The sequence below is a fragment of the Pseudomonas sp. GW821-FHT11G12 genome, assembly GCF_058808055.1.
In genome coordinates, this window is sequence record NZ_JBXARH010000001.1 from 1458272 (window position 1) to 1476281 (window position 18010).

Below are 18010 nucleotides of genomic sequence, written 5' to 3' on the forward strand. Positions count from 1 at the left end.
CCGCTTGCGGCATCCTGCGCACCCATTTTCCGACCCGGCCCCGCATTGCGGCACGCAAACCACCATGACCGTCTCTGAAAAAGCCCCGCGCAACAACGATTTGATCTACGGTCTCAACGACCGACCGCACTTCACCGCCACGGTGTTTGCCGCGCTGCAACACGTGCTGGCCAGCTTCGTCGGCATCATCACCCCGACCCTGATCATGGGCGGCGCCCTCGGTCTGCAAAGCGAAATCCCGTACCTGATCAGCATGGCGCTGTTCGTGTCCGGCCTCGGCACGTTCGTTCAGGCCAAGCGTTTCGGCCCGGTCGGTTCGGGACTGCTGTGCCTGCAAGGCACCAGCTTTTCCTTTATCAGCGTGATTCTCAGCGCCGGCTTCATGGTCAAGGCCCGGGGCGGCGGCACCGATGAGATCCTGTCGACGATCTTCGGCGTGTGCTTCTTTGCAGCCTTCATCGAAGTGGTACTGAGCCAGTTCATCGGCAAATTGCGCATGCTGATCACCCCGGTGGTGACCGGCACCATCATCACCCTGATGGGCCTGTCGCTGATCAAGGTGGCGATGACCGACATTGCCGGCGGCTTCGGCGCAGCGGATCTGGGCGCGGCCAGCCATGTGTTCCTGGCGGCGCTGGTGCTCGGCACCATCGTGGTGCTGAACCGGGTCGACGTGCCGTTCCTGCGCCTGGGCGCGATCGTCATCGGCCTGACCCTCGGCTACGTGGTGGCGTGGCTGATGGGCACCGTGGATTTCGCCAATCTGCCGGAAGTGCCAGTGGTGAGCGTGCCGGTGCCGTTCAAGTACGGTTTCAACTTCGACTGGGTGGCGTTTGTGCCGGTGGCGGTGATTTTCCTGGTGTCGCCGCTCGAAGCTGCCGGAGACCTGACCGCCAACTCAATGATTTCCCGGCAGCCAGTCAAAGGCCCGCTGTACATCCGCCGAATCAAGTCCGGGCTGCTCGCCGACGGCCTCAACTCGGCCATGGCGGCCGTGTTCAACAGCATGCCGATGGTGACCTTCGCCCAGAACAACGGGGTGATTCAGCTCACCGGTGTGGCCAGCCGTTACGTCGCGTTTTTCATTGCCGGTCTGCTTGTGTTGCTGGGCCTGTTCCCGATGATCGGCGCGGTGCTGCAACTGATGCCGAAACCGGTGCTCGGCGGCGCGGAACTGGTGATGTTCGGCACCGTGGCCGTGGCCGGGATCAAGATCCTCGCCGAGGCCGGCCTGCATCGTCGCAACATGCTGATCGTGGCCATTTCCCTCGGTATGGGCCTGGGCATTGCCGCCGTGCCGGAAGTGCTGCGTGAGTTGCCGCAGGCGCTGCGCAATATTTTCGAGTCGCCGATCACCGTTGGCGCGCTGTGTGCGATCGTACTGAATATCTTCCTGCCGGAAGAGTTCATCGAACTGGAAGAAGATGACTTCGACCCGGAAGCCTCTATCCTTCAGGTCATGGAAAACCCGGACGTACCGGCCAAAGCTGAACCCGCATCAAAGGCCGCTGTCGCACAGTTGAACCGTTGATCCTGTCCGCTCGATGAAAAAAGGGCTGATACCGGCAACGGTTCAGCCCTTTTTCAATGAGAGAGCATCAATGCGCCGCATCCAAGCCGTCATCCTGTCCCTGCTTCTGCTCTCCCTCAGCGCCTGTGCGCTGTTTCCCAATCGTGATCCGGTGAACATCAACGTGGTCGGCGTCGAACCGCTGCCGAGCCAGGATCTGGAAGTGCGCTTCGCCATCAAGCTGCGGGTGCAGAACCCCAACGAAACCGCCATCGACTACAACGGCATTGCGCTGGACCTTGACGTCAACGGTCATTCGTTCGCTTCCGGTGTCAGCGATCAAAGCGGTTCCATTCCACGGTTCTCCGAAGCCATTGTCAGCGTCCCGGTGAGCATTTCGGCGTTCTCGGTGCTGCGCCAGACTTTGGGTCTGAGCCAGACCCAAACCCTCGACAATCTGCCTTACGTATTGCGCGGCAAACTGGCGGGCGGTGTGTTTGGCACCATGCGCTTCGTCGATTCCGGCAAGCTCAGTCTGCCCAAGGCCAGTGCCGCAACCTGGTAAAGATGCGGTAGCCTGCACGGCTCACTGACAGAAACAGGGAAGCCGCAGGTTTATGGAAGACACCCCCACGCTGTACACCGAACGGCTGATCTTGCGTCCGCTTGAACTGGCGGACGCCGAGGCCATCCAGCAGCAATTTCCCCACTGGGAAGTGGTGCGTTATCTGAACGCCTTCGTGCCCTGGCCGTATCCGGACGACGGCGCCCTCACCTACCTGCGGGACATTGCGCTGCCGGCGATTGCGGCGGGCAAAGAGTGGCACTGGACGATCCGTCTCAAGTCGGCACCGGCGCAATTGATCGGCAACATCAGCCTGATGATCGGGCCGGACGACAACCGTGGCTTCTGGCTTGCCCCGGCCTGGCAGGGCCAGGGCTTGATGACCGAAGCCAGCGAAGTCGTCACCCGGTACTGGTTCGAAACCCTCGATCAACCGGTGCTGCGCGCGCCGAAAGCCGCACCGAACCTTGGTTCGCGAAAGCTCTCGGAGCGCACTGGCATGCGCTTGGTCCGCTCCGATGAGGACAACTTCGTCGGCGGACGTTTCCCACGGGAAATCTGGGAAATCACCCGTGAAGAATGGCGGCGCCGACAGTCCGTCAAACCGTGAAGCGCACGCCCGGTTTCGCCCGCTCGTCGACGCTCAACTCGAACACATCGGGCCGTGCATAGTGGCCGACCACGTCGTAGTCGTAGCGGGCCCGCACCAGTTCTTCGGTGTCGATCTCGGCGGTGAGCAATCCGGCTTCGCCGCGCAGAGGCCCGGCGAGCACATCACCCATCGGCCCGACGATCACGCTGCCGCCGGCAATCAGCGGCCGGTCCGCCGGCCAGTTGGCGATCTGAACGCCCAGTTCATTTGGTGAAGCCTGGACCTGACAGGCGCTGACCACAAAGCAGCGCCCTTCATGGGCGATATGGCGCATGCTGACCTGCCACATCTCGCGTTCATCCACAGTCGGCGCACACCAGACCTCAATGCCCTTGGCGTACATCGCCGTGCGCAGCAGCGGCATCATGTTTTCCCAGCAGATCACTGCGCCGAGTTTACCGACCTGAGTGTCAAGCACCGGCAGCGTCGAACCGTCGCCCTTGCCCCAGATAAGCCGTTCGGTGCCGGTGGGCATCAGTTTGCGATGCTTGGCCACCAGCCCCGCCTGCGGGTCGAAATACAGCGCGGTGCAATGCAAAGTGCTGCCCGCTCGTTCGATCACGCCGATCACCAGGTTGGCCCCGGTTCGCGCCGACAGCCCGGCCAGCGTTTCGGTTTCCGCGCCCGGCACATCGATGGCGTTGGCAAAATAACGAGCGTAGGCCTCACGCCCTTCGGGCAGGCGATAACCCAGTTGCGTACCAAAGCCCTCGCCTTTCGGATAACCGCCGAGCAACGCTTCGGGCATCACCACCAGCGCTGCGCCGGACTCGATGATCGCGCTTTCCCAGCTCAGGATCTGTTCCAGGGTGTCAGCCTTGCCACTGGGCAAAGCGCCGATCTGCAGGGCGGCAACGATTGATTTGGGCATGGTGGTCACTCCGTGAAGTTCAGGTGTTGCTCATTCTCCGGCGCCACGGGATCATGAATAAAGCCCGACTCACTGCTGAATGATATGAACACAATGAATATCGCCACTGTCGATCTCAACCTGCTGAAAGTCTTCGAAGCGCTGCATGAAGAGTCCAGCGCCAGCCGCGCAGCGTTGCGTCTGGGCGTGACGCAATCGGCCGTCAGCGCGGCTTTGCGCCGGTTGCGCGAGGTCTATGGCGATCAATTGTTCGTGCGCACTGGTCGAGGGTTGGCGCCCACGCTCAAGGCGAATCAGTTGAAACCGGTGGTCAGTGATGCGCTGAACAAGTGTCGGCAGAGCCTGGCGATGGTCGACCCGACCGCCGATCATTACGACGGCCGCTCGGTCACCGTGGGGCTGTCGGATGATTTCGAGATTGCTTACGGCCGACGCCTGATCGAAGAGATCGCCCGCCGAGCGCCGAAGCTGCGTCTGATCTTCCGCCAGACCCACAGCCAGATCGTCGCCCGGGCCTTGATGGAGCGCAGCATCGACCTGGCGATCACCGCCGGCGGGTTTGCCGAACGGCTGCTCAGCCGTCAGGTGTTGGGTGAAGGCGGTTACGCGTGTCTGGTGGACCCGGCGAGCCTTGCGCCCGGTCAGCAGCAGATCACTCTGGAGGAATTTGTCGCCCGGGAGCACATTCTGGTGTCCTCGGGTGGTTTTATCGGGATCACCGATGAAGGGCTGGCCGCGTTGGGGCTGACTCGCCGGGTCTGCGCCTCGACCACGCATTTTGCGGCGTTGCCGCATCTGCTCAAGGGCAGCGCCAGTGTGGCGACCATCCCGACCCATGCGGCACAGGCGATTGCTTCAATGAGCGGGCTGGCACTGCTGCCCTGCCCGCTGGCGCTGCCACGCTATCCGATCGAGCTGGGCTGGCGCACCAACACCCAGATCGACCCGGTGGTATTGAAAGTACGCGAAGCGATTGTCGCCAGTTTCAAGACCGAATGATTACTTGTTGGCCGCCATCAGCCGGTTGACTTCACTGCGCACCATGTTGGCGAACTCCGGCGGCGACATGCCGTCCAGTTCGGCGCGCACGAATTCGGCCCATTTGCCCTTGCGCTTGGAGCGCTCGCCGAACAATCGCGCGGCTTCGCCCTTGGCTTTGCCCAGATTGTTCTGCCAGAGTTCGAACAGTCGGGATTTCTCGTCTTCCAGCGCAGCGCGCTCTGCGAGGGATTTGTCGGCCAGATTGAAACTCATGGGGAATTACCTGCTGCATGAAATGGCGACATCTTACACGCTGGACGGAAATCTCCGGCGCTGGTTTTTCTTCCTGAGAGAAATTCGCTGCAACTTTTCAAGCCGCGCCACACTCCATTGTTCACTGTCCATTCACCTGCAAGGAGTCACCCAATGGCCCGCAAAAGCGCCGTTCAAGCCGCTGAAGACCAAATCAAGGATCAAGCGTTCAGCGAACTCCAGGCTCTGATCGAAGAGTCGGACAAACTGCTCAAAAGCAGTGCCTCACTGGTCGGCGAAGAAGCGGAGACTCTGCGCGGACAAATCGCCCTGAAATTGCAGCAGGCGCTGGATTCTGTGTCCAGCGTGCGTGACCGCACCAAACCGGCGGTGGACGCCACCGAAAACTACATTGGTGGCCACCCGTGGCAGACCGTGGCGATTTCCGCCGGTTTCGGTCTGGTGGTCGGTCTGTTGCTCGGCCGCCGCTGAGCGCAGCGAAAAAAAAGGCGAGCCCTGCGGCTCGCCTTTTTCATGTCCGGTAAAACGTCACTCGCCTGCCAGCTCACGCAACTGCGCCAGGGTCTGCCCATCCAGCACAATGCCTTCGGCCAGTGATTTGGCGCGCTGCAAATGCCGCCGATCACCCGGCAAACGCTTGAGCCCTACCCCATGCATCTGCCTGACCAGTTCCTGGCTGCGTTCGGCGAAGCTCTGCCCGGCGGTCTTGCTCGGGTCGATCACGATCAGCAACTGACCGGTCCACGGAGTCTTGGCGCCGGGATGGTTCTTCCAGTCGAATTCGAACGAGAAATTGCCGCCAGTCAGCGCGGCGGCGAGCAGCTCCACCATCATCGACAGCGCCGAGCCCTTGTGTCCGCCAAACGGCAGCAACGCGCCGCCTTCAAGAATCGCTTTCGGGTCGCAGGTCGGCTGGCCCAGGCTGTCCACGCCCATGCCCGCCGGCAACTTCTCGCCTTTGCGTGCTGCAATCTGCACGTCGCCATGGGCAATGGCGCTGGTGGCCAGGTCAAATACGATCGGCGCACCGTCGGCCCGAGGTGCGGCAAAAGCGATCGGGTTGGTGCCGAACAACGGCCGATCGGCGCCGTGGGGCACCACGCAGGTCATGCTGTTGACCACGCTCAGCGCCACCAGGCCTTCGTCGGCGAAAGGCTCCACGTCCGGCCACAGCGCGGCAAAGTGATGGGAATTGCGGATCGCCAATATCGCGATCCCGGCGCTGCGGGCCTTCTCCACCAACAGTGGACGCGCCGCCGCCAGCGCAGGTTGGGCAAAACCGTTGCCGGCATCGACACTGACAAACCCTGAGGCCACGTCCTCGACTTTCGGCACGGCCTGGCCGTTGACCCAGCCGCTGTTGAGGGTCGAGACATAACCGGGAATCCGGAAAACGCCATGGCTGTGAGCACCGTCCCGCTCGGCATTGGCGCAATTGGCGGCCAGTGTTCTGGCGACTTCGGTCGAGGTGCCGTGACGGATGAAAATCGTTTCCAGCAAGTGAGTCAGCTCATCCAGGGACACCGTGGACGAGACCGCATGATCGTGTGGCGCAGACATCTGAAGCTCCAGAGTAATTATTGGAGGGAACAACAGCGAACGAACAACCCGCCAGAGGATTAACCACGGCTGGCCGGTTGCCTGTCAACCCCGCGTTATTTATCTACCACCCGCGCGTCGATTGTCAGTTTTAGCCTTGAGCCTCGACCCACGGTGCGTGCACACGCCCACCCATGCGAGACTCAACCATGGCGACACCGACCAAACCGTTGTTATTCCCCGAAACCTTCAACTCACCCGGACTCTGGACAGAACTGGGCAAGACCCACGGTCTGGTGGAGAAGGATTTCAATTGGCTCGCTCACGTAAAACTGTCCACCGACGCCTTGCGTAACCGGCAATCCATGCGCGCCGAACGCATTCTGCTCAACGTTACAGACCAGACCCCGCTGATTTTGCCGGGGGCTTTTGTGCTGAGCGAGACACCCGATGACAAAGACGAAAAGGGTCTTTTCCTCTACACCCCTTACGGCGGCATCAAGAAACATCTCAACCGGGCCCTTCTCAAGCAACAGTTGGAATACCGCCTGAACAACCCCGACGACCAGGATCAATTGTTCGCGTTTCTGGCATTGGTGCAGCGCAAGCGACTGCTGGATGCAGAACGCATTTCAGTGACATTCAGCCTGATCGACGGCGATGTCTTCGACGAACAGCGTCACTCGTTTAAACAAGGTCAAGTGCTCAATGCGCACGCGATGCGTGACGAGCTCAAACAGTTGCCGACGCTCACCCCCATGCTCGACAGCGCACTGGATGAACTGCTCGAGGCGCATTTCGGATCCCTGCAGCAAAGCCGTACGCGCGTCAGTTTTTACGTGGCCGGCGACAAAACCGACGGCACGCTAAAACACTGGCTCGACTCCATGAGCCTGAGCGACGCGGTCCTGTTGCATTACCGCCACCAACGCTGGCCGGGCAACGCCTTGCGCGAGTATGCAAACCCCGGCAGAGAGGTGAAGACAGATGACCAGAAGCAATGGGAAGACGCCGTCACCAGTGCCTCGAGCAAATTGCCGGTGTTGCTGTTTCGGCAACTGGAAACGTACTGGGACGCGCCGTCCGCTGACGGCTCGCCGCGTCGCACGTTTTTTGCCGACGTTCTGGAGGACCAGGCCCGGGCCGAATGGATGGTCAAACGTGAAACGGGCATCATCGATGCACCGCAGTTCAATGCACTGCATCAGTTGATCAGCCCCAGCGCAGACGGCCCGCACCGTCCATTCACAGAAACCGTGCGTCTGTGGGAACACGAAGCCAACTACGTCGAACTGGCCGGCTCGCTGATGATCAGCGGCCCCGACGCATTCCTCTACACGCCAGTGCAAGGCCTGCAAGTGCTCACCGATTACAACGATCTGAAACAGACGTTGCAGAGCAAGTTCATGGCCAAAGGGCATGAAGACGAACTCTACGGTCTGCTCAGTCTGGACGAACGCAATCGTTTTCTGGGCCTCGATCAGCCGCAGGTTTCAGGCGACCGGATCGTCGGTGACGTCTTCAAAATCCTTTTCGAACGGATCATCACCAAGCTGCGACAAAACATCGAGTATGCCTTTCAGGTGTATCGCCACAGCGATGGCGTCGTGAATCTGCATGCCCTGTTCGACAAGAGCCTGGACATCCGCTCCATGGTCCATGGGCGTTTGCAGGAACTGGACAGCGCGGGCCGCTGGAGCACGTACCCGGTGGTCTCCGGCAGCCAGCAGCCCTCCCTGGTGCTGGCAGACAAGGCGCGCGCGGCGATCAAGACGTTCACCAGCATTGAAACCCCGCTTGCCGCAATGCTCAAAACACAACCTATGGCGACCGCAGACGTCCAGCGACCGTATCTTGAAAAACACAAGGCCAGCCTTGCCCACGCCTGGTTTGCCGGAGTGACCGGCGAAGCCCGGCTCCGCACGCTGGACGGCACGTTGCCCGCTTCAGTCCAGGCGATCGTCAATACGGTGATCAATCCCGACCAGCCGACACGTGCGTCAAGACATGCGATCGAGGGTTTTCGCCCGGACGCCTATTCGCTCACCCTCGAAGTTGCCGGCACCCAGGATTTGGTGCCGCTCGCCCATTGTCTGCTGATGACCGAACGCGGCGGCCTCGATTCCCAACACTCCGGGCGGGCCGTGTTATGGACGCCCGCGCTCGGACTGGAAGTGTTCGACACCGTCGCGGTCGCGCGGCACCGACTCAGCCAACGTTTGCAACACCGCACGCAGCGGTTGTCATTGCTGGAAAACATCCTGCCTGCGCAGTCGCAAGCTCACCGGTACTACACGCTCGGCGTGTTCCAGTTCATAGAAGACAACATACTGCACAATCGCATGCAATCGACCATCGAGCACTTTCTGGGTCGTTGTGAGCAGGTGAGAACACGCGTCAAAGATACGGCCAGCCGTAACAAGGCACTGACGCAACTGAGCGATTCGGTCTTGCACACCAACCTGAAACTGGCTGGCGCGCATGCGCAGGCGATCGCTGCACGGCAGACCTACCCGGCCTGGCTGGGCATGGCGCCGGCCGCGGAGCAGAAACTGCACATCGAACTCATGGAGCAGTGGCACCAGAGTGTCGTCGATGACAAGGATTACCTGACGGGCATTCCGACGCTGGTCAGCCATGTCGAACAGACCTTGAAATCACTGCTCGACAGCCGCTTCCCGAAAAGTTCGCTCAATCCCCGTGACATCCAGATTACCCCCAACCTTGCCCTGGTCGGCCCGGCTCGCAACCTGGTCGAGTTTGCCCTGAATCACGTTAACGTTGCCCAAGGCACCGGATTCAAAGTGACTTCGAGAACCACCGGTGCATTGCCCAAGGGGCTCGATCAAAGTGCTGTCACGCAACTGCTGCAGTCGCTGGCGATTCCCACCACCTACAGCAAGACAGTCAGTGATGCACTGGCGACAACCACCGTCGCAGGTCTGGCCCGGCAGCAGATTTTCTTTCGTCAGTTGCCCTGGCAGTTACTGCAACATGCCCACGCACTGAAACTGCAGCAGCATTTGTCCGAGACCGCATTCAGCTACATCCGTCAGGTCCTGGACATGCCTGACACCCTCGCGCGCGCAGCCGTCGAAGGCGCACACGCCATCGCGTGTGCGCTGTCCCTGATCAAGACAGCCAACGCCAGCGCAGTCAAGGCCTGCGGGCTGTACGTCTTCGCACCTGGCACCGGCCACAAGGGACCGCTGGTGCTCTATGCGCCGTATGCCGAACAGGCCTTTCACGAATTCGTCGATGAAAAGGCGTTGATTGCGGCGCTGAATATCCCGGGATTTCTGCAGAATCTGCTGCTGCGCCGCTTGCCTGAGGCGCACCGCGCGACATTCCGCAGCCTGCTGGCCTCCACGGTGGGGCAAATCAGCGAAATCACCCTCGATAATGTGCCGATTGCAGACAACCTGCTCAAGCAGCTGTACCAGGACAACCTTGAGTTGTTGACGCAGATGCTCGGCTCACAGAAAGACAGCGACGGCCAGCCCGACTGGGAAAACGCCAGGATCCTGTTCAGTGACGGGATCAAACAGGCCTCGGACATGCTGCAGGGCAAACTCGCCTATGTGCGCTTCCTCTGGCAAGCCTATGAGGACTTCAAGGACTCGGCCGAGGCATTGCAGAATCATCACTGGAAAAAAGCACTGAGGTCTTTCATCGATGGCGCGGAGCAGATGGTGCTTGTCGGCATGATGCCCGAGATGGCTGCCGAGCGCGCGCTGGGTGCCGACACCAGCGAGCAGACAGTCGCCACCGGTACTCAAACAGTCGAAAAGATCACGGCCCCGAGCCTGGCCGAGATTGAATCGACCTCGCCACAACGCACGCTGCTGCAGCCTTTCGAAGCAACGGATGTCGCACTCAAGGATCTCGCCTACAGCGCGACGCAAGGCGTCTACCAGAAAGTGTCGAACAACCGTAGCTATGCGGCGGTGGACGGCAAGGTTTACCAGGTTGTCAAAAGCGGTCCGCACTGGCAATTGGTAAAAGATGCAGTGCGCGGCCCGACGCTGCTCAAGACTGATTCACGAATGGTGAAGATCACAAAAGGCCAGACCGTTCACTTCGGCAAAGCCTTTTCCAAAATGATCGAACACGACAAGTACTCACGCATGCGTCGCACGATGCTCAATATCGAAGCGCACGGTATGGGAGAAATCACTCGGCGATACCCCGAAAAAGCCCGGATTCTCGGGCGTGCAGTCGCGATGGCCCGGGACTATGCGTTCAACTGCCTGCATAACCTGGCCATTCTGGACATCAATGTCGTGCCCGGAGGAAGGGTCAACCGGTTTCTCATGGAGTTTTTTGATGTACCGCGCGTCACGACACAGATCCTGTCCAGGATAAAAACGGCGATCGTGCCCATCTGCAATGCATTGGTGGATCCGACTGATGATTTGCTCAATACCGATCGTTTCATTGTCGGCTCGACCCGATGGTTCCACGACGTGATCGCGTTTGTTCTTGATGGCGATCAGAAGAACAAAGTCCATTTCACCCAGCATTTTTTTGATCAGGAACTGGACGACTACCTGCCCGTCGTGGCACAGGGATTTGATATCGACGGCCACGCACAAGCCGAAACCCTCATACACGAGATGGCCCATCAACTGAGCAATGCATGGGACATTGCAACGGTCAGGGGGCGCGAGCCGTTTACTGACCTGATTTCACCGGCCACACCTGAGGGTGCCAACCTGTTCCAGGACCTGCAAGACGAACGAAGAATGGCGCTGTCACTGGCCACGCCGCGAGCGCAATTGTTCGCGGAATGGGACGCTGGCAGCAAGGCCTGGATCGACTTCGACAGAATTGCGGAGAAGGCGACCACCACGGCGGAAATCTTCAAACAGACGCAAAGCACTACCATGAACGCAGCACGCAATGCGTTCATGGATCAGAACTCATCGGACGCCCGTGTTGGTGTCATCTTGCATAACGCCGACTCGATCGCCCTGTTGATCTGCGAAGTCGGCCGGCAACTGGATTCCGTTCCCGCGCCGTGATTCGCACAAAAAATGCGCAGGCTCGACACCTGCGCATTTTTATAATGGATCACCCTGTCCGAAATCAGTCCTTCTGGTCACGCAAGACGTTGCCCGATGCACCGTCAATGCGGAATTCATACACCACACCGTCAGCCTTGCGCCCTTCCCCTTTCCAGTAGCCGTTGTTGTCGGCTTCGATCTCGTAGACCTCGACATACCCGGCCTTGGTCTTGACGATTTCAATGGCTTTTTCAATGGTGATCCATCCGGCGCCCGGCCGGTCGGCCAGCGCCACACCGGCACTCAGAAGACTGGCTGTCGCAACGAAAGCGGCCAAGGTTCTTTTGATCATTTTTTCACTCCATTTGTGGATAGTGCTCATCGGATGTCCTGCTTTTTGGGCGCCCGAGTGAAAAATAAGTTCCACTTTGATGGGCAATTGCCATGACGGATGTTCTCGGCACCTTGCCCTCAAGGTTAGAATGCCGGAAATCAGGACGAGTCAATGACCCAGAACACCCTCTCCGAAGCCGAATACGATGCGATCACCGATGCCGCTGCGCATTGGTGCATGCGCCTGCACGCCGTCGACTGCACCGCCGAGGAACGGCTGGCGTTCGAGCAATGGCGCGATGCGCATCCGCTGCACGCGTTCGAATACGAGGCCATGCTGGAAATCTGGGATGTCGCCGAACACCTTCCGCGCCCGGAGCCAGCGGTGATCGTACCGATCAGCCCACCGGCCCGGACCTGGCGTCAATATGCGGTAGCAGCGTCCGTTTGCGCGCTGGCGTTGCCACTGGCAGCCTGGACGGGATGGAATCTGGGCTGGTTGCCCAACAGCTATCAGCATTTCGCTGCCACCGACAATGTCCGCCACGTCACCCTGGGCGATGGCAGTCAGGTCGAGCTGAACCTCAATACCGATCTGACCTTCAGCAATTACAAGGACGAGCGTCGTGTCACCCTGAAAAAGGGCGAAGCCTTTTTCGAAGTCAGCCATGACCTGAACCATCCGTTTATCGTCAGGGCTGGCGAAGGCAAGATTCGCGTCACCGGCACTCGCTTCAATGTCTGGATGTATGAGGACCAGGTGAAAGTGAACCTGGTTGAAGGTTCGGTGCTGGTCACCAGCAACACTCAGTTATCCGGCGATGGCCTGCGCCTCGGCCCTTCGATGCAGGCTCGCTACAAACACGGCGATTACATGCCGCAAATCAGCCAGACCTACGCCAACGACACCTCGCTGGCCTGGCGCAGCGGCAAGTTGATTCTCGACAACCTGGCGCTGAACGAAGCCCTGCCGCTGATCAACCGTTACCTGGACAAACCGCTGATGCTGGCCGACAGCGCCACGGGGTCGATCCGGGTCGGTGGTATCTACAACATCAAGGAGCTCAACAGCTTCGCCGGCTCGATGCCCAAAGTCCTGCCGGTGTTCATCACCCGCAACAGGGACGGCAATCCAGTGATCAACCCGATGCCGCAGCAACCCCCAAAAAGCTGAAGGCCGCCCCTTTTCGGGGGCGGCCTTCAACGGCTGTCGCAACATCCTGACGACTGATTACTGCGCCGCCACTTTCCCCGTTTTATCCAGTTCTTCACGCACACTTTGCACCTGATACTGCGGGTCAGCCTTGATCTGCTGTTCGGTGAAAGGCAGTGCACTCCACTGTTTCTTCGAGAAGGCTTCTGTCTGATCCCGCGAGTATTTCGACGCGGGATCGCTGGACAGCGAGAACGCAAGCAGGCCCTGAGCGTGCGGCCCCTTGTCGTCGAACGTCACCACTTGCAGGTAACTGGTGCCGCTGACCACTTCCAGCTTGCCGTCTTCACGCGGCACGCTCTGGATTGCGTTGTAGATGCCCAATGTCCCTGGCCCGCCATGGATCGGCGTCTGCTGACCACCACTGCTGACCACCTGGACATCACCCCAGCGGGTTTGTGCGGTCAGGCCCATTTTGCTGGCCGATTCGGCGGACGCCAGCATCGCTTCGCGCAACGCCTTGGCCACTTCGGGCTTTTCAGTCGCCAGTCCGCGCGGCGTGTGCTGCGCGTCCTTCGGATCGAACGCCACGCGCCAGACATCCGGCGATTCCTGCAAGGCTTGCATGATGGTCTGGAAATGCACCAGGCCCATTCCCGAATCCAGGTTCGCGCGACCGTCCCAGGCCTTGAGACCGCTGCACACCGATTTCAACGCGGCCTCGGCGCCGCCTGGCGATGCACAGAATTTCAGCAGATCCGGCAGCACTTGAGCGGCCAGAAACACCTGATCATCCATCACCATGTGTTGCAGGTCCTGCACCGACACCGAACCTTTTTTGCTCAGGGTCGCCAGACGATCCAGTGCAAAACGCGAGCGCAGCCCCAGTGGCTGGCCCTCCTGGCTGATCAGCGGCGAGAAACCAGTCAGCGGTTGCGCCGGGTTGGCCAGCCACGCCGAATCGTTGGAGTGCTGGACGAAATCCTTGCGCAACAATTGCGGCAATTGACTGGACGCGTAAATGCCTTTTTGCGCGGCTTGCGGATCGATGTCCCAGGCGCAGGCGCTGTTGGCGCCGTCGAGCACGATCATTTTCAGGCCGATACGCGGATCGCTGCACTTGGCCAGTTTGGCGGCACTGACGTTCGGCACCACCGACAGGTTCATGTACAGCGTCTGACCCTTGTCATCCACGGCCAGGGTGTTGACCCACGGGATACCCTGAATCTTGTGCACCGAGTCCTGCAGATCCTTGAGGTTGCCTGCACGGTTCATCGCGTACCACTGCGTCAACACCCGGTCGTTGTCGAGGTTGGCATCGCGCAGGCTGTAGGCGTACTGATGGTCCCAGTCGAGCTTGCCCGGCCACTGCACGATCGGGCCGAATTGCGAGCTGTAGATATCACGCGATACCGGCGTCACCTGCCCGTCCGCCTGTTTGACCTGCACCGTCACCGTTTGCTTGTTCAGCGGCAACGATTGCCCATCGAGCACATAGCGGGTTGGATCTTTCGGATCGAGTTGCAGGCGATACAAAGTGAAGTGCTTGGACGAGTCGACCGTGTGGGTCCAGGCCAGGTGCTGGTTGAAACCGATGTTGATCATCGGCAGCCCCGGCAGCGCCGCACCCATCACATCCAGTTTGCCGGGAATGGTCAGGTGCATCTGATAGAAACGCATGCCGCCGACCCACGGAAAATGTGGGTTCGCCAGCAGCATTCCACGGCCGTTGAAGGAACGCTCGCTGCCCACCGCCACCGCGTTGCTGCCACGGTCCAGGGCGAAGCGTTGCAGGCGTGCGGCGGCGAGGTCATAAGCGCGGGCGTGGCTGTCGTTTTGCGCAGTGGCTTGTGGCGGCGTGGCGCCTGCCAGTGCTTCGGCGAACTGACCGACGCCACCCTCGACGAGCAACCGACGCGTCAGCTTCACCAGGTCTTCGGCTGCAATATCGCGCACCCATTCGCCCTGGCACTGTTGCGGCAGCCCTTGCTGGCGGCGCTCGGCCAGATACCGGTTGTAGCCGGCGGCATAACCTTGCACCAGATCTCGGACTTCGACCGGCTGCGCCTGCCAGAAGGCATTCACCGCTTGCGGGGTATTGAGCCACTGGAAGAACACGTCACTGACGCGGTTTTCGCGCTCTTCGACGGTGAGCTGATCCGGCCCGAAGTACCGCGAACGTTCGCCGTTGACGGTCACGATTTCGTTGGCCAGCAGGCACAGATTGTCCTGCGCATAGGCATAACCGATGCCGAATCCGAGGCCGCGTTCGTTTTCCGCGCGGATATGCGGCACACCAAAACTCGTGCGACGGATATCGGCCCCGGCCTGGGTGGAAGGACTGAACGCATGCGCCGACAGACTCAGCCCGAGAAACATGCCGGCTAGGGTCAGTCCGGTTAACTGCCTGGAAATAATCACGCTCGCTCCTGATCGAAATACCCAAGAGCGCAGCCGCGCACCCTGTTCGAATACGTGCGCAGCGGCTACGCCCTGAAATCACCCACGCGTCCACGCGCAATGAGCCTTTCCAGAAAACGAAGCCGGGGGGAAAAATTTAGTCAGTCACAAGCCCGTTTCGAGCCCGGATCACGGAGAAAGGACGAATCAACGACAAATTTTCTACATTTTCCGCTTCATGATTTGTCGGGCTGATACGTCTTGTTTAGAGAGAGCACCCGTAACCCTTCCTGATCAGGCTCTGAAAAGGAGTAATCGCATGTACAACCCGCAACTACCATCGGACGGTAGCCAGGCACCACAAGGAGCTTCCATGGGTTCGCACGCCAGCGTATTCGGACAACGAGCCGAGCGCCACGGCAATGAACGTATTCGACTGCTGCTCAAGAGCTTCGGCCTGCGCACCAGCCTGATTCGCCTGAAAGTCATCGATGCCTTGCTGGTCGCCGCTCAGAGCGAGCGCAGTCTGGGTGTGCGCGGTGTCCACAGCCAATTGCTGGAACTGGGCATTCCGCTGTCTTTTCTCAGCGTGCGCGAAGTGTTGAAGCGCCTGTGCGCCGAAGGCGTGATCACCTTCAACGCCGACAAGAGCTACAGCCTGCATCCACAGGCTGCCGCCGTCCTCAATAGCGATTGAGCCCCTTCTGGAGCGCCGTCAGGGTTTGACCTTGCGGCGCATCACCCCGTTGATCACCACCACGACCACCGCCACGCCAATGGCGATGTACTGGAACACTTTTTCGCTGATCATCCCGGCGTTCTGCATCCAGGACAGGCCGAACATGATCGCCAGTACGGTGAGGGCGATCAGAATCGAGTATTTCAAACGTTGCGACTGAGTCATTGCGAATTCCTGAAACTTTGAAATGTATCGGGTTTGTATCGGCTTTCATGCCATGGGCATACCGTGTCACGGGGATGCGCCGCTGCAAACGGGGTCTCATGTTACAGCCGATGAAGAGCTTTGGCTCCATGCGGCGTTAACCATGAGGACTTTTGAAATGCTGCGTCGAATCACCTGGCTGATTCCTGTATTGGCGCTGCTCACGCTGAGCGGCTGTATCATTTTCCCCCACGGCGGCTGGCATGGCGACCATCGCTATTATGGCGCGCCCGGACCAGGCTACTACCAACATCGATAAATCCGACATTCGAACAACTCTCATATCCGCTTCTTCAAATGCAACATTTGATTGAGCACCCGTAAAAAATGCCCACGATGATGTGGGCATTTTCCGTATATATCCCCTATCAAAATGTCGGACATTTCACCCGCAGCAGTAAGCAATCCGCCTTCGGCAATACCCTGCAAACCTGCGACATACCACGTCGCAGCGGCGGCGTAGGAACATCCACCTCTCGCCCCTACCCTTTGCGCTCTCCCCTTTGAAGGCCATGGAAGCGCATGCAAAGAACACTCATCGATATCCCGCCACTAAAAACGCTTGGCTTCTGTCTGGCCATCACGCTGTTCGAGTGGCTGACCTACATGGCCAGCGACATGATCATGCCGGCCATGCTCAACGTCACCGCAGACCTCGAGGCTGATCCACGGCATATCCCCAACGCGTTCAACCTGTACCTGCTCGGAGGCGTCTGCCTGCAATGGCTCATCGGACCACTGTCCGACCGGTTTGGCCGGCGCCCCTTGTTGCTCATCGGTTGTGCGCTCTTTGCGATGACCTGTCTGGCTGCAATCGCCACGCCCGGCATTGAAGCCTTCAATGCATTACGGCTTCTGCAAGGCATGGGACTGGGATTCGTGGTGGCTGTCAGCTATCCCGCGCTCCAGGAAGTGTTCTGTGAGGCGGATGCCGTGCGGCTCATGGCGCTGCTGGGCAACGTTGCGCTGCTGTCGCCGCTGCTTGGCCCGTTGTTGGGCAGCCTGTTGCTGGAATGGCTGAGCTGGCGCGAACTGTTCCTGGCCCTGGGCCTGGTCGCTGCCATCGCGTGGGCCGGGCTCTACGTCTGCATGCCGGAAACCATCGGGATCGTTCGCCGAGACGGCGGCCAGCAGGCGCCGATTCCGTTGTCCTTGCGACAGACATTTCGTCGATACCTGGCCCTGCTGCGCAACCCGAGGTTCCTCGGCGCGAGCCTCGCGCTCGGGTTGATGAGCCTGCCGTTGATAGCGTGGATCGGGCTCTCGCCCCTGCTGTTGATCCAGCGGCTTGCCTTGTCCACGCGTGAATACGCCTTGTGGCAGATACCGATCTTTTCGGCGGTCATCGTCGGCAATCTGATTCTCGACCGTTTGCTGACCTCGCGCGAATTGGTGCAGTTGATTCGCCTGGCGCTCTGGCCGTTTTGCCTCGGGCTCTTGACCCTGCTGGCGGGTGCTCTGACAGACCTGCCCCTTGGTTTGTTGATTTCAGGCCTCGCGCTGTACGCCGTGGGGCTGGGCATGAGCAATGCCGCACTGTATCGACTGGCGCTGTTTTCCAGCGATGACAGCAAAGGCCTGGTCTCTGCCGCGGTGGGCATGATCTCGATTGCAGTGATGGGCACCGGCGGTTCGCTCATCGCGGTAATCGTCGGCGGTGCCCGCCTCGAGTCCTTCGCCCTTTGGGCTGCACTGGGCGGGCTGCTGAGCCTGCCTCTCTTGTACCGGTTTCTGCGTGAACCTCCGGCAGAAACCGCTTCCTCGACACATCAATAAGGACGCCT

The 18010-nt window shown here is 59.9% G+C and carries 16 protein-coding genes; 10 read left to right on the forward strand and 6 right to left on the reverse strand.

Annotated features, from left to right (window positions below):
* Positions 1–64 precede the first annotated feature (64 nt).
* The 3 genes from AC1RR7_RS06485 to AC1RR7_RS06495 all read left to right on the forward strand — a co-directional run bounded on the left by AC1RR7_RS06485 (position 65) and on the right by AC1RR7_RS06495 (position 2685).
* Positions 65–1531 (forward strand): nucleobase:cation symporter-2 family protein, encoded by a 1467-nt coding sequence (locus AC1RR7_RS06485; protein ID WP_096820298.1) that lies wholly within the window; start codon positions 65–67, stop codon positions 1529–1531.
* Positions 1532–1601: 70 nt separating this feature from the next.
* Positions 1602–2075 carry an LEA/WHy family protein gene (locus AC1RR7_RS06490; RefSeq protein WP_096820297.1) on the forward strand — a complete coding sequence of 158 codons (474 nt, stop codon included), beginning with the start codon at positions 1602–1604 and terminating at the stop codon, positions 2073–2075.
* A gap of 52 nt (positions 2076–2127) precedes the next feature.
* Positions 2128–2685 (forward strand): GNAT family N-acetyltransferase, encoded by a 558-nt coding sequence (locus tag AC1RR7_RS06495; protein WP_493156709.1) that lies wholly within the window; start codon positions 2128–2130, stop codon positions 2683–2685.
* On the opposite strand, the gene AC1RR7_RS06500 is transcribed toward AC1RR7_RS06495, so the two are convergent.
* Entirely contained in the window at positions 2675–3598 is a 924-nt protein-coding gene (locus AC1RR7_RS06500; protein WP_493156711.1) for a carbon-nitrogen hydrolase family protein, read from the reverse strand. The two genes, AC1RR7_RS06495 and AC1RR7_RS06500, sit on opposite strands and share 11 nt — an antisense overlap.
* An 84-nt stretch (positions 3599–3682) precedes the next feature.
* On the opposite strand from AC1RR7_RS06500, the gene AC1RR7_RS06505 reads away from it, so the two are divergent.
* Positions 3683–4597, forward strand: a complete 915-nt coding sequence (locus tag AC1RR7_RS06505; protein ID WP_102621345.1) for a LysR family transcriptional regulator — start codon at positions 3683–3685, stop codon at positions 4595–4597.
* Here AC1RR7_RS06505 and AC1RR7_RS06510 read toward each other — a convergent pair whose 3' ends face one another.
* Positions 4598–4852, reverse strand: coding sequence for a hypothetical protein (locus tag AC1RR7_RS06510; protein WP_007957535.1), 255 nt, complete (start codon positions 4850–4852; stop codon positions 4598–4600).
* A gap of 153 nt (positions 4853–5005) precedes the next feature.
* Here AC1RR7_RS06510 and AC1RR7_RS06515 point away from each other — a divergent pair, with 153 nt between their 5' ends.
* Entirely contained in the window at positions 5006–5323 is a 318-nt protein-coding gene (locus tag AC1RR7_RS06515; RefSeq protein WP_096820293.1) for an ElaB/YgaM/YqjD family protein, read from the forward strand.
* Positions 5324–5380: 57 nt separating this feature from the next.
* Here AC1RR7_RS06515 and AC1RR7_RS06520 read toward each other — a convergent pair whose 3' ends face one another.
* A complete protein-coding gene (locus tag AC1RR7_RS06520) occupies positions 5381–6412 on the reverse strand; it encodes an Ldh family oxidoreductase (RefSeq protein WP_102621346.1) in 1032 nt (343 codons plus the stop codon).
* Positions 6413–6600: 188 nt separating this feature from the next.
* On the opposite strand from AC1RR7_RS06520, the gene AC1RR7_RS06525 reads away from it, so the two are divergent.
* Positions 6601–11415, forward strand: coding sequence for a dermonecrotic toxin domain-containing protein (locus AC1RR7_RS06525; protein WP_493156714.1), 4815 nt, complete (start codon positions 6601–6603; stop codon positions 11413–11415).
* Between the two features lie 64 nt (positions 11416–11479).
* Here AC1RR7_RS06525 and AC1RR7_RS06530 read toward each other — a convergent pair whose 3' ends face one another.
* Complete coding sequence (locus AC1RR7_RS06530; RefSeq protein WP_102621347.1) at positions 11480–11749, reverse strand: PepSY domain-containing protein; 270 nt, start codon at positions 11747–11749, stop codon at positions 11480–11482.
* A gap of 153 nt (positions 11750–11902) precedes the next feature.
* Between AC1RR7_RS06530 and AC1RR7_RS06535 the strand changes: the two genes are divergently transcribed.
* A complete protein-coding gene (locus AC1RR7_RS06535) occupies positions 11903–12904 on the forward strand; it encodes a FecR family protein (protein WP_273540265.1) in 1002 nt (333 codons plus the stop codon).
* Between the two features lie 57 nt (positions 12905–12961).
* Here AC1RR7_RS06535 and pvdQ read toward each other — a convergent pair whose 3' ends face one another.
* A complete protein-coding gene (gene pvdQ, locus AC1RR7_RS06540; protein ID WP_493156716.1) occupies positions 12962–15304 on the reverse strand; it encodes a bifunctional acylase PvdQ in 2343 nt (780 codons plus the stop codon).
* Between the two features lie 298 nt (positions 15305–15602).
* On the opposite strand from pvdQ, the gene AC1RR7_RS06545 reads away from it, so the two are divergent.
* The gene (locus tag AC1RR7_RS06545) at positions 15603–15980 is read left to right on the forward strand and encodes a fe2+ zn2+ uptake regulation protein (RefSeq protein WP_085731113.1); all 378 of its coding nucleotides are present in this window, start codon (positions 15603–15605) and stop codon (positions 15978–15980) included.
* 18 nt (positions 15981–15998) lie between these two features.
* Here the strand turns inward: AC1RR7_RS06545 and AC1RR7_RS06550 are convergent, their stop codons facing one another.
* The gene (locus AC1RR7_RS06550) at positions 15999–16187 is read right to left on the reverse strand and encodes a hypothetical protein (RefSeq protein ID WP_096820288.1); all 189 of its coding nucleotides are present in this window, start codon (positions 16185–16187) and stop codon (positions 15999–16001) included.
* A 157-nt stretch (positions 16188–16344) separates the two neighbouring features.
* On the opposite strand from AC1RR7_RS06550, the gene AC1RR7_RS06555 reads away from it, so the two are divergent.
* Together AC1RR7_RS06555 and AC1RR7_RS06560 are read left to right on the forward strand one after the other, a co-directional pair.
* On the forward strand, positions 16345–16485 hold the full coding sequence (locus AC1RR7_RS06555; protein ID WP_170929569.1) for a hypothetical protein: 141 nt from the start codon (positions 16345–16347) through the stop codon (positions 16483–16485).
* Between the two features lie 263 nt (positions 16486–16748).
* On the forward strand, positions 16749–18002 hold the full coding sequence (locus tag AC1RR7_RS06560) for an MFS transporter (RefSeq protein WP_493156718.1): 1254 nt from the start codon (positions 16749–16751) through the stop codon (positions 18000–18002).
* Positions 18003–18010 lie beyond the last annotated feature (8 nt).

Excerpts from the sequence above, each read along its gene's own strand:
- AC1RR7_RS06485 (WP_096820298.1), top strand. The coding sequence starts at position 65 with ATGACCGTCTCTGAAAAAGCCCCGCGCAACAACGATTTGATCTACGGT.
- AC1RR7_RS06490 (WP_096820297.1), top strand. The coding sequence starts at position 1,602 with ATGCGCCGCATCCAAGCCGTCATCCTGTCCCTGCTTCTGCTCTCCCTC.
- AC1RR7_RS06495 (WP_493156709.1), top strand. The coding sequence starts at position 2,128 with ATGGAAGACACCCCCACGCTGTACACCGAACGGCTGATCTTGCGTCCG.
- AC1RR7_RS06500 (WP_493156711.1), bottom strand. The coding sequence starts at position 3,598 with ATGCCCAAATCAATCGTTGCCGCCCTGCAGATCGGCGCTTTGCCCAGT.
- AC1RR7_RS06505 (WP_102621345.1), top strand. The coding sequence starts at position 3,683 with ATGAACACAATGAATATCGCCACTGTCGATCTCAACCTGCTGAAAGTC.
- AC1RR7_RS06510 (WP_007957535.1), bottom strand. The coding sequence starts at position 4,852 with ATGAGTTTCAATCTGGCCGACAAATCCCTCGCAGAGCGCGCTGCGCTG.
- AC1RR7_RS06515 (WP_096820293.1), top strand. The coding sequence starts at position 5,006 with ATGGCCCGCAAAAGCGCCGTTCAAGCCGCTGAAGACCAAATCAAGGAT.
- AC1RR7_RS06520 (WP_102621346.1), bottom strand. The coding sequence starts at position 6,412 with ATGTCTGCGCCACACGATCATGCGGTCTCGTCCACGGTGTCCCTGGAT.
- AC1RR7_RS06525 (WP_493156714.1), top strand. The coding sequence starts at position 6,601 with ATGGCGACACCGACCAAACCGTTGTTATTCCCCGAAACCTTCAACTCA.
- AC1RR7_RS06530 (WP_102621347.1), bottom strand. The coding sequence starts at position 11,749 with ATGATCAAAAGAACCTTGGCCGCTTTCGTTGCGACAGCCAGTCTTCTG.
- AC1RR7_RS06535 (WP_273540265.1), top strand. The coding sequence starts at position 11,903 with ATGACCCAGAACACCCTCTCCGAAGCCGAATACGATGCGATCACCGAT.
- AC1RR7_RS06545 (WP_085731113.1), top strand. The coding sequence starts at position 15,603 with ATGTACAACCCGCAACTACCATCGGACGGTAGCCAGGCACCACAAGGA.
- AC1RR7_RS06550 (WP_096820288.1), bottom strand. The coding sequence starts at position 16,187 with ATGACTCAGTCGCAACGTTTGAAATACTCGATTCTGATCGCCCTCACC.
- AC1RR7_RS06555 (WP_170929569.1), top strand. The coding sequence starts at position 16,345 with ATGCTGCGTCGAATCACCTGGCTGATTCCTGTATTGGCGCTGCTCACG.
- AC1RR7_RS06560 (WP_493156718.1), top strand. The coding sequence starts at position 16,749 with ATGCAAAGAACACTCATCGATATCCCGCCACTAAAAACGCTTGGCTTC.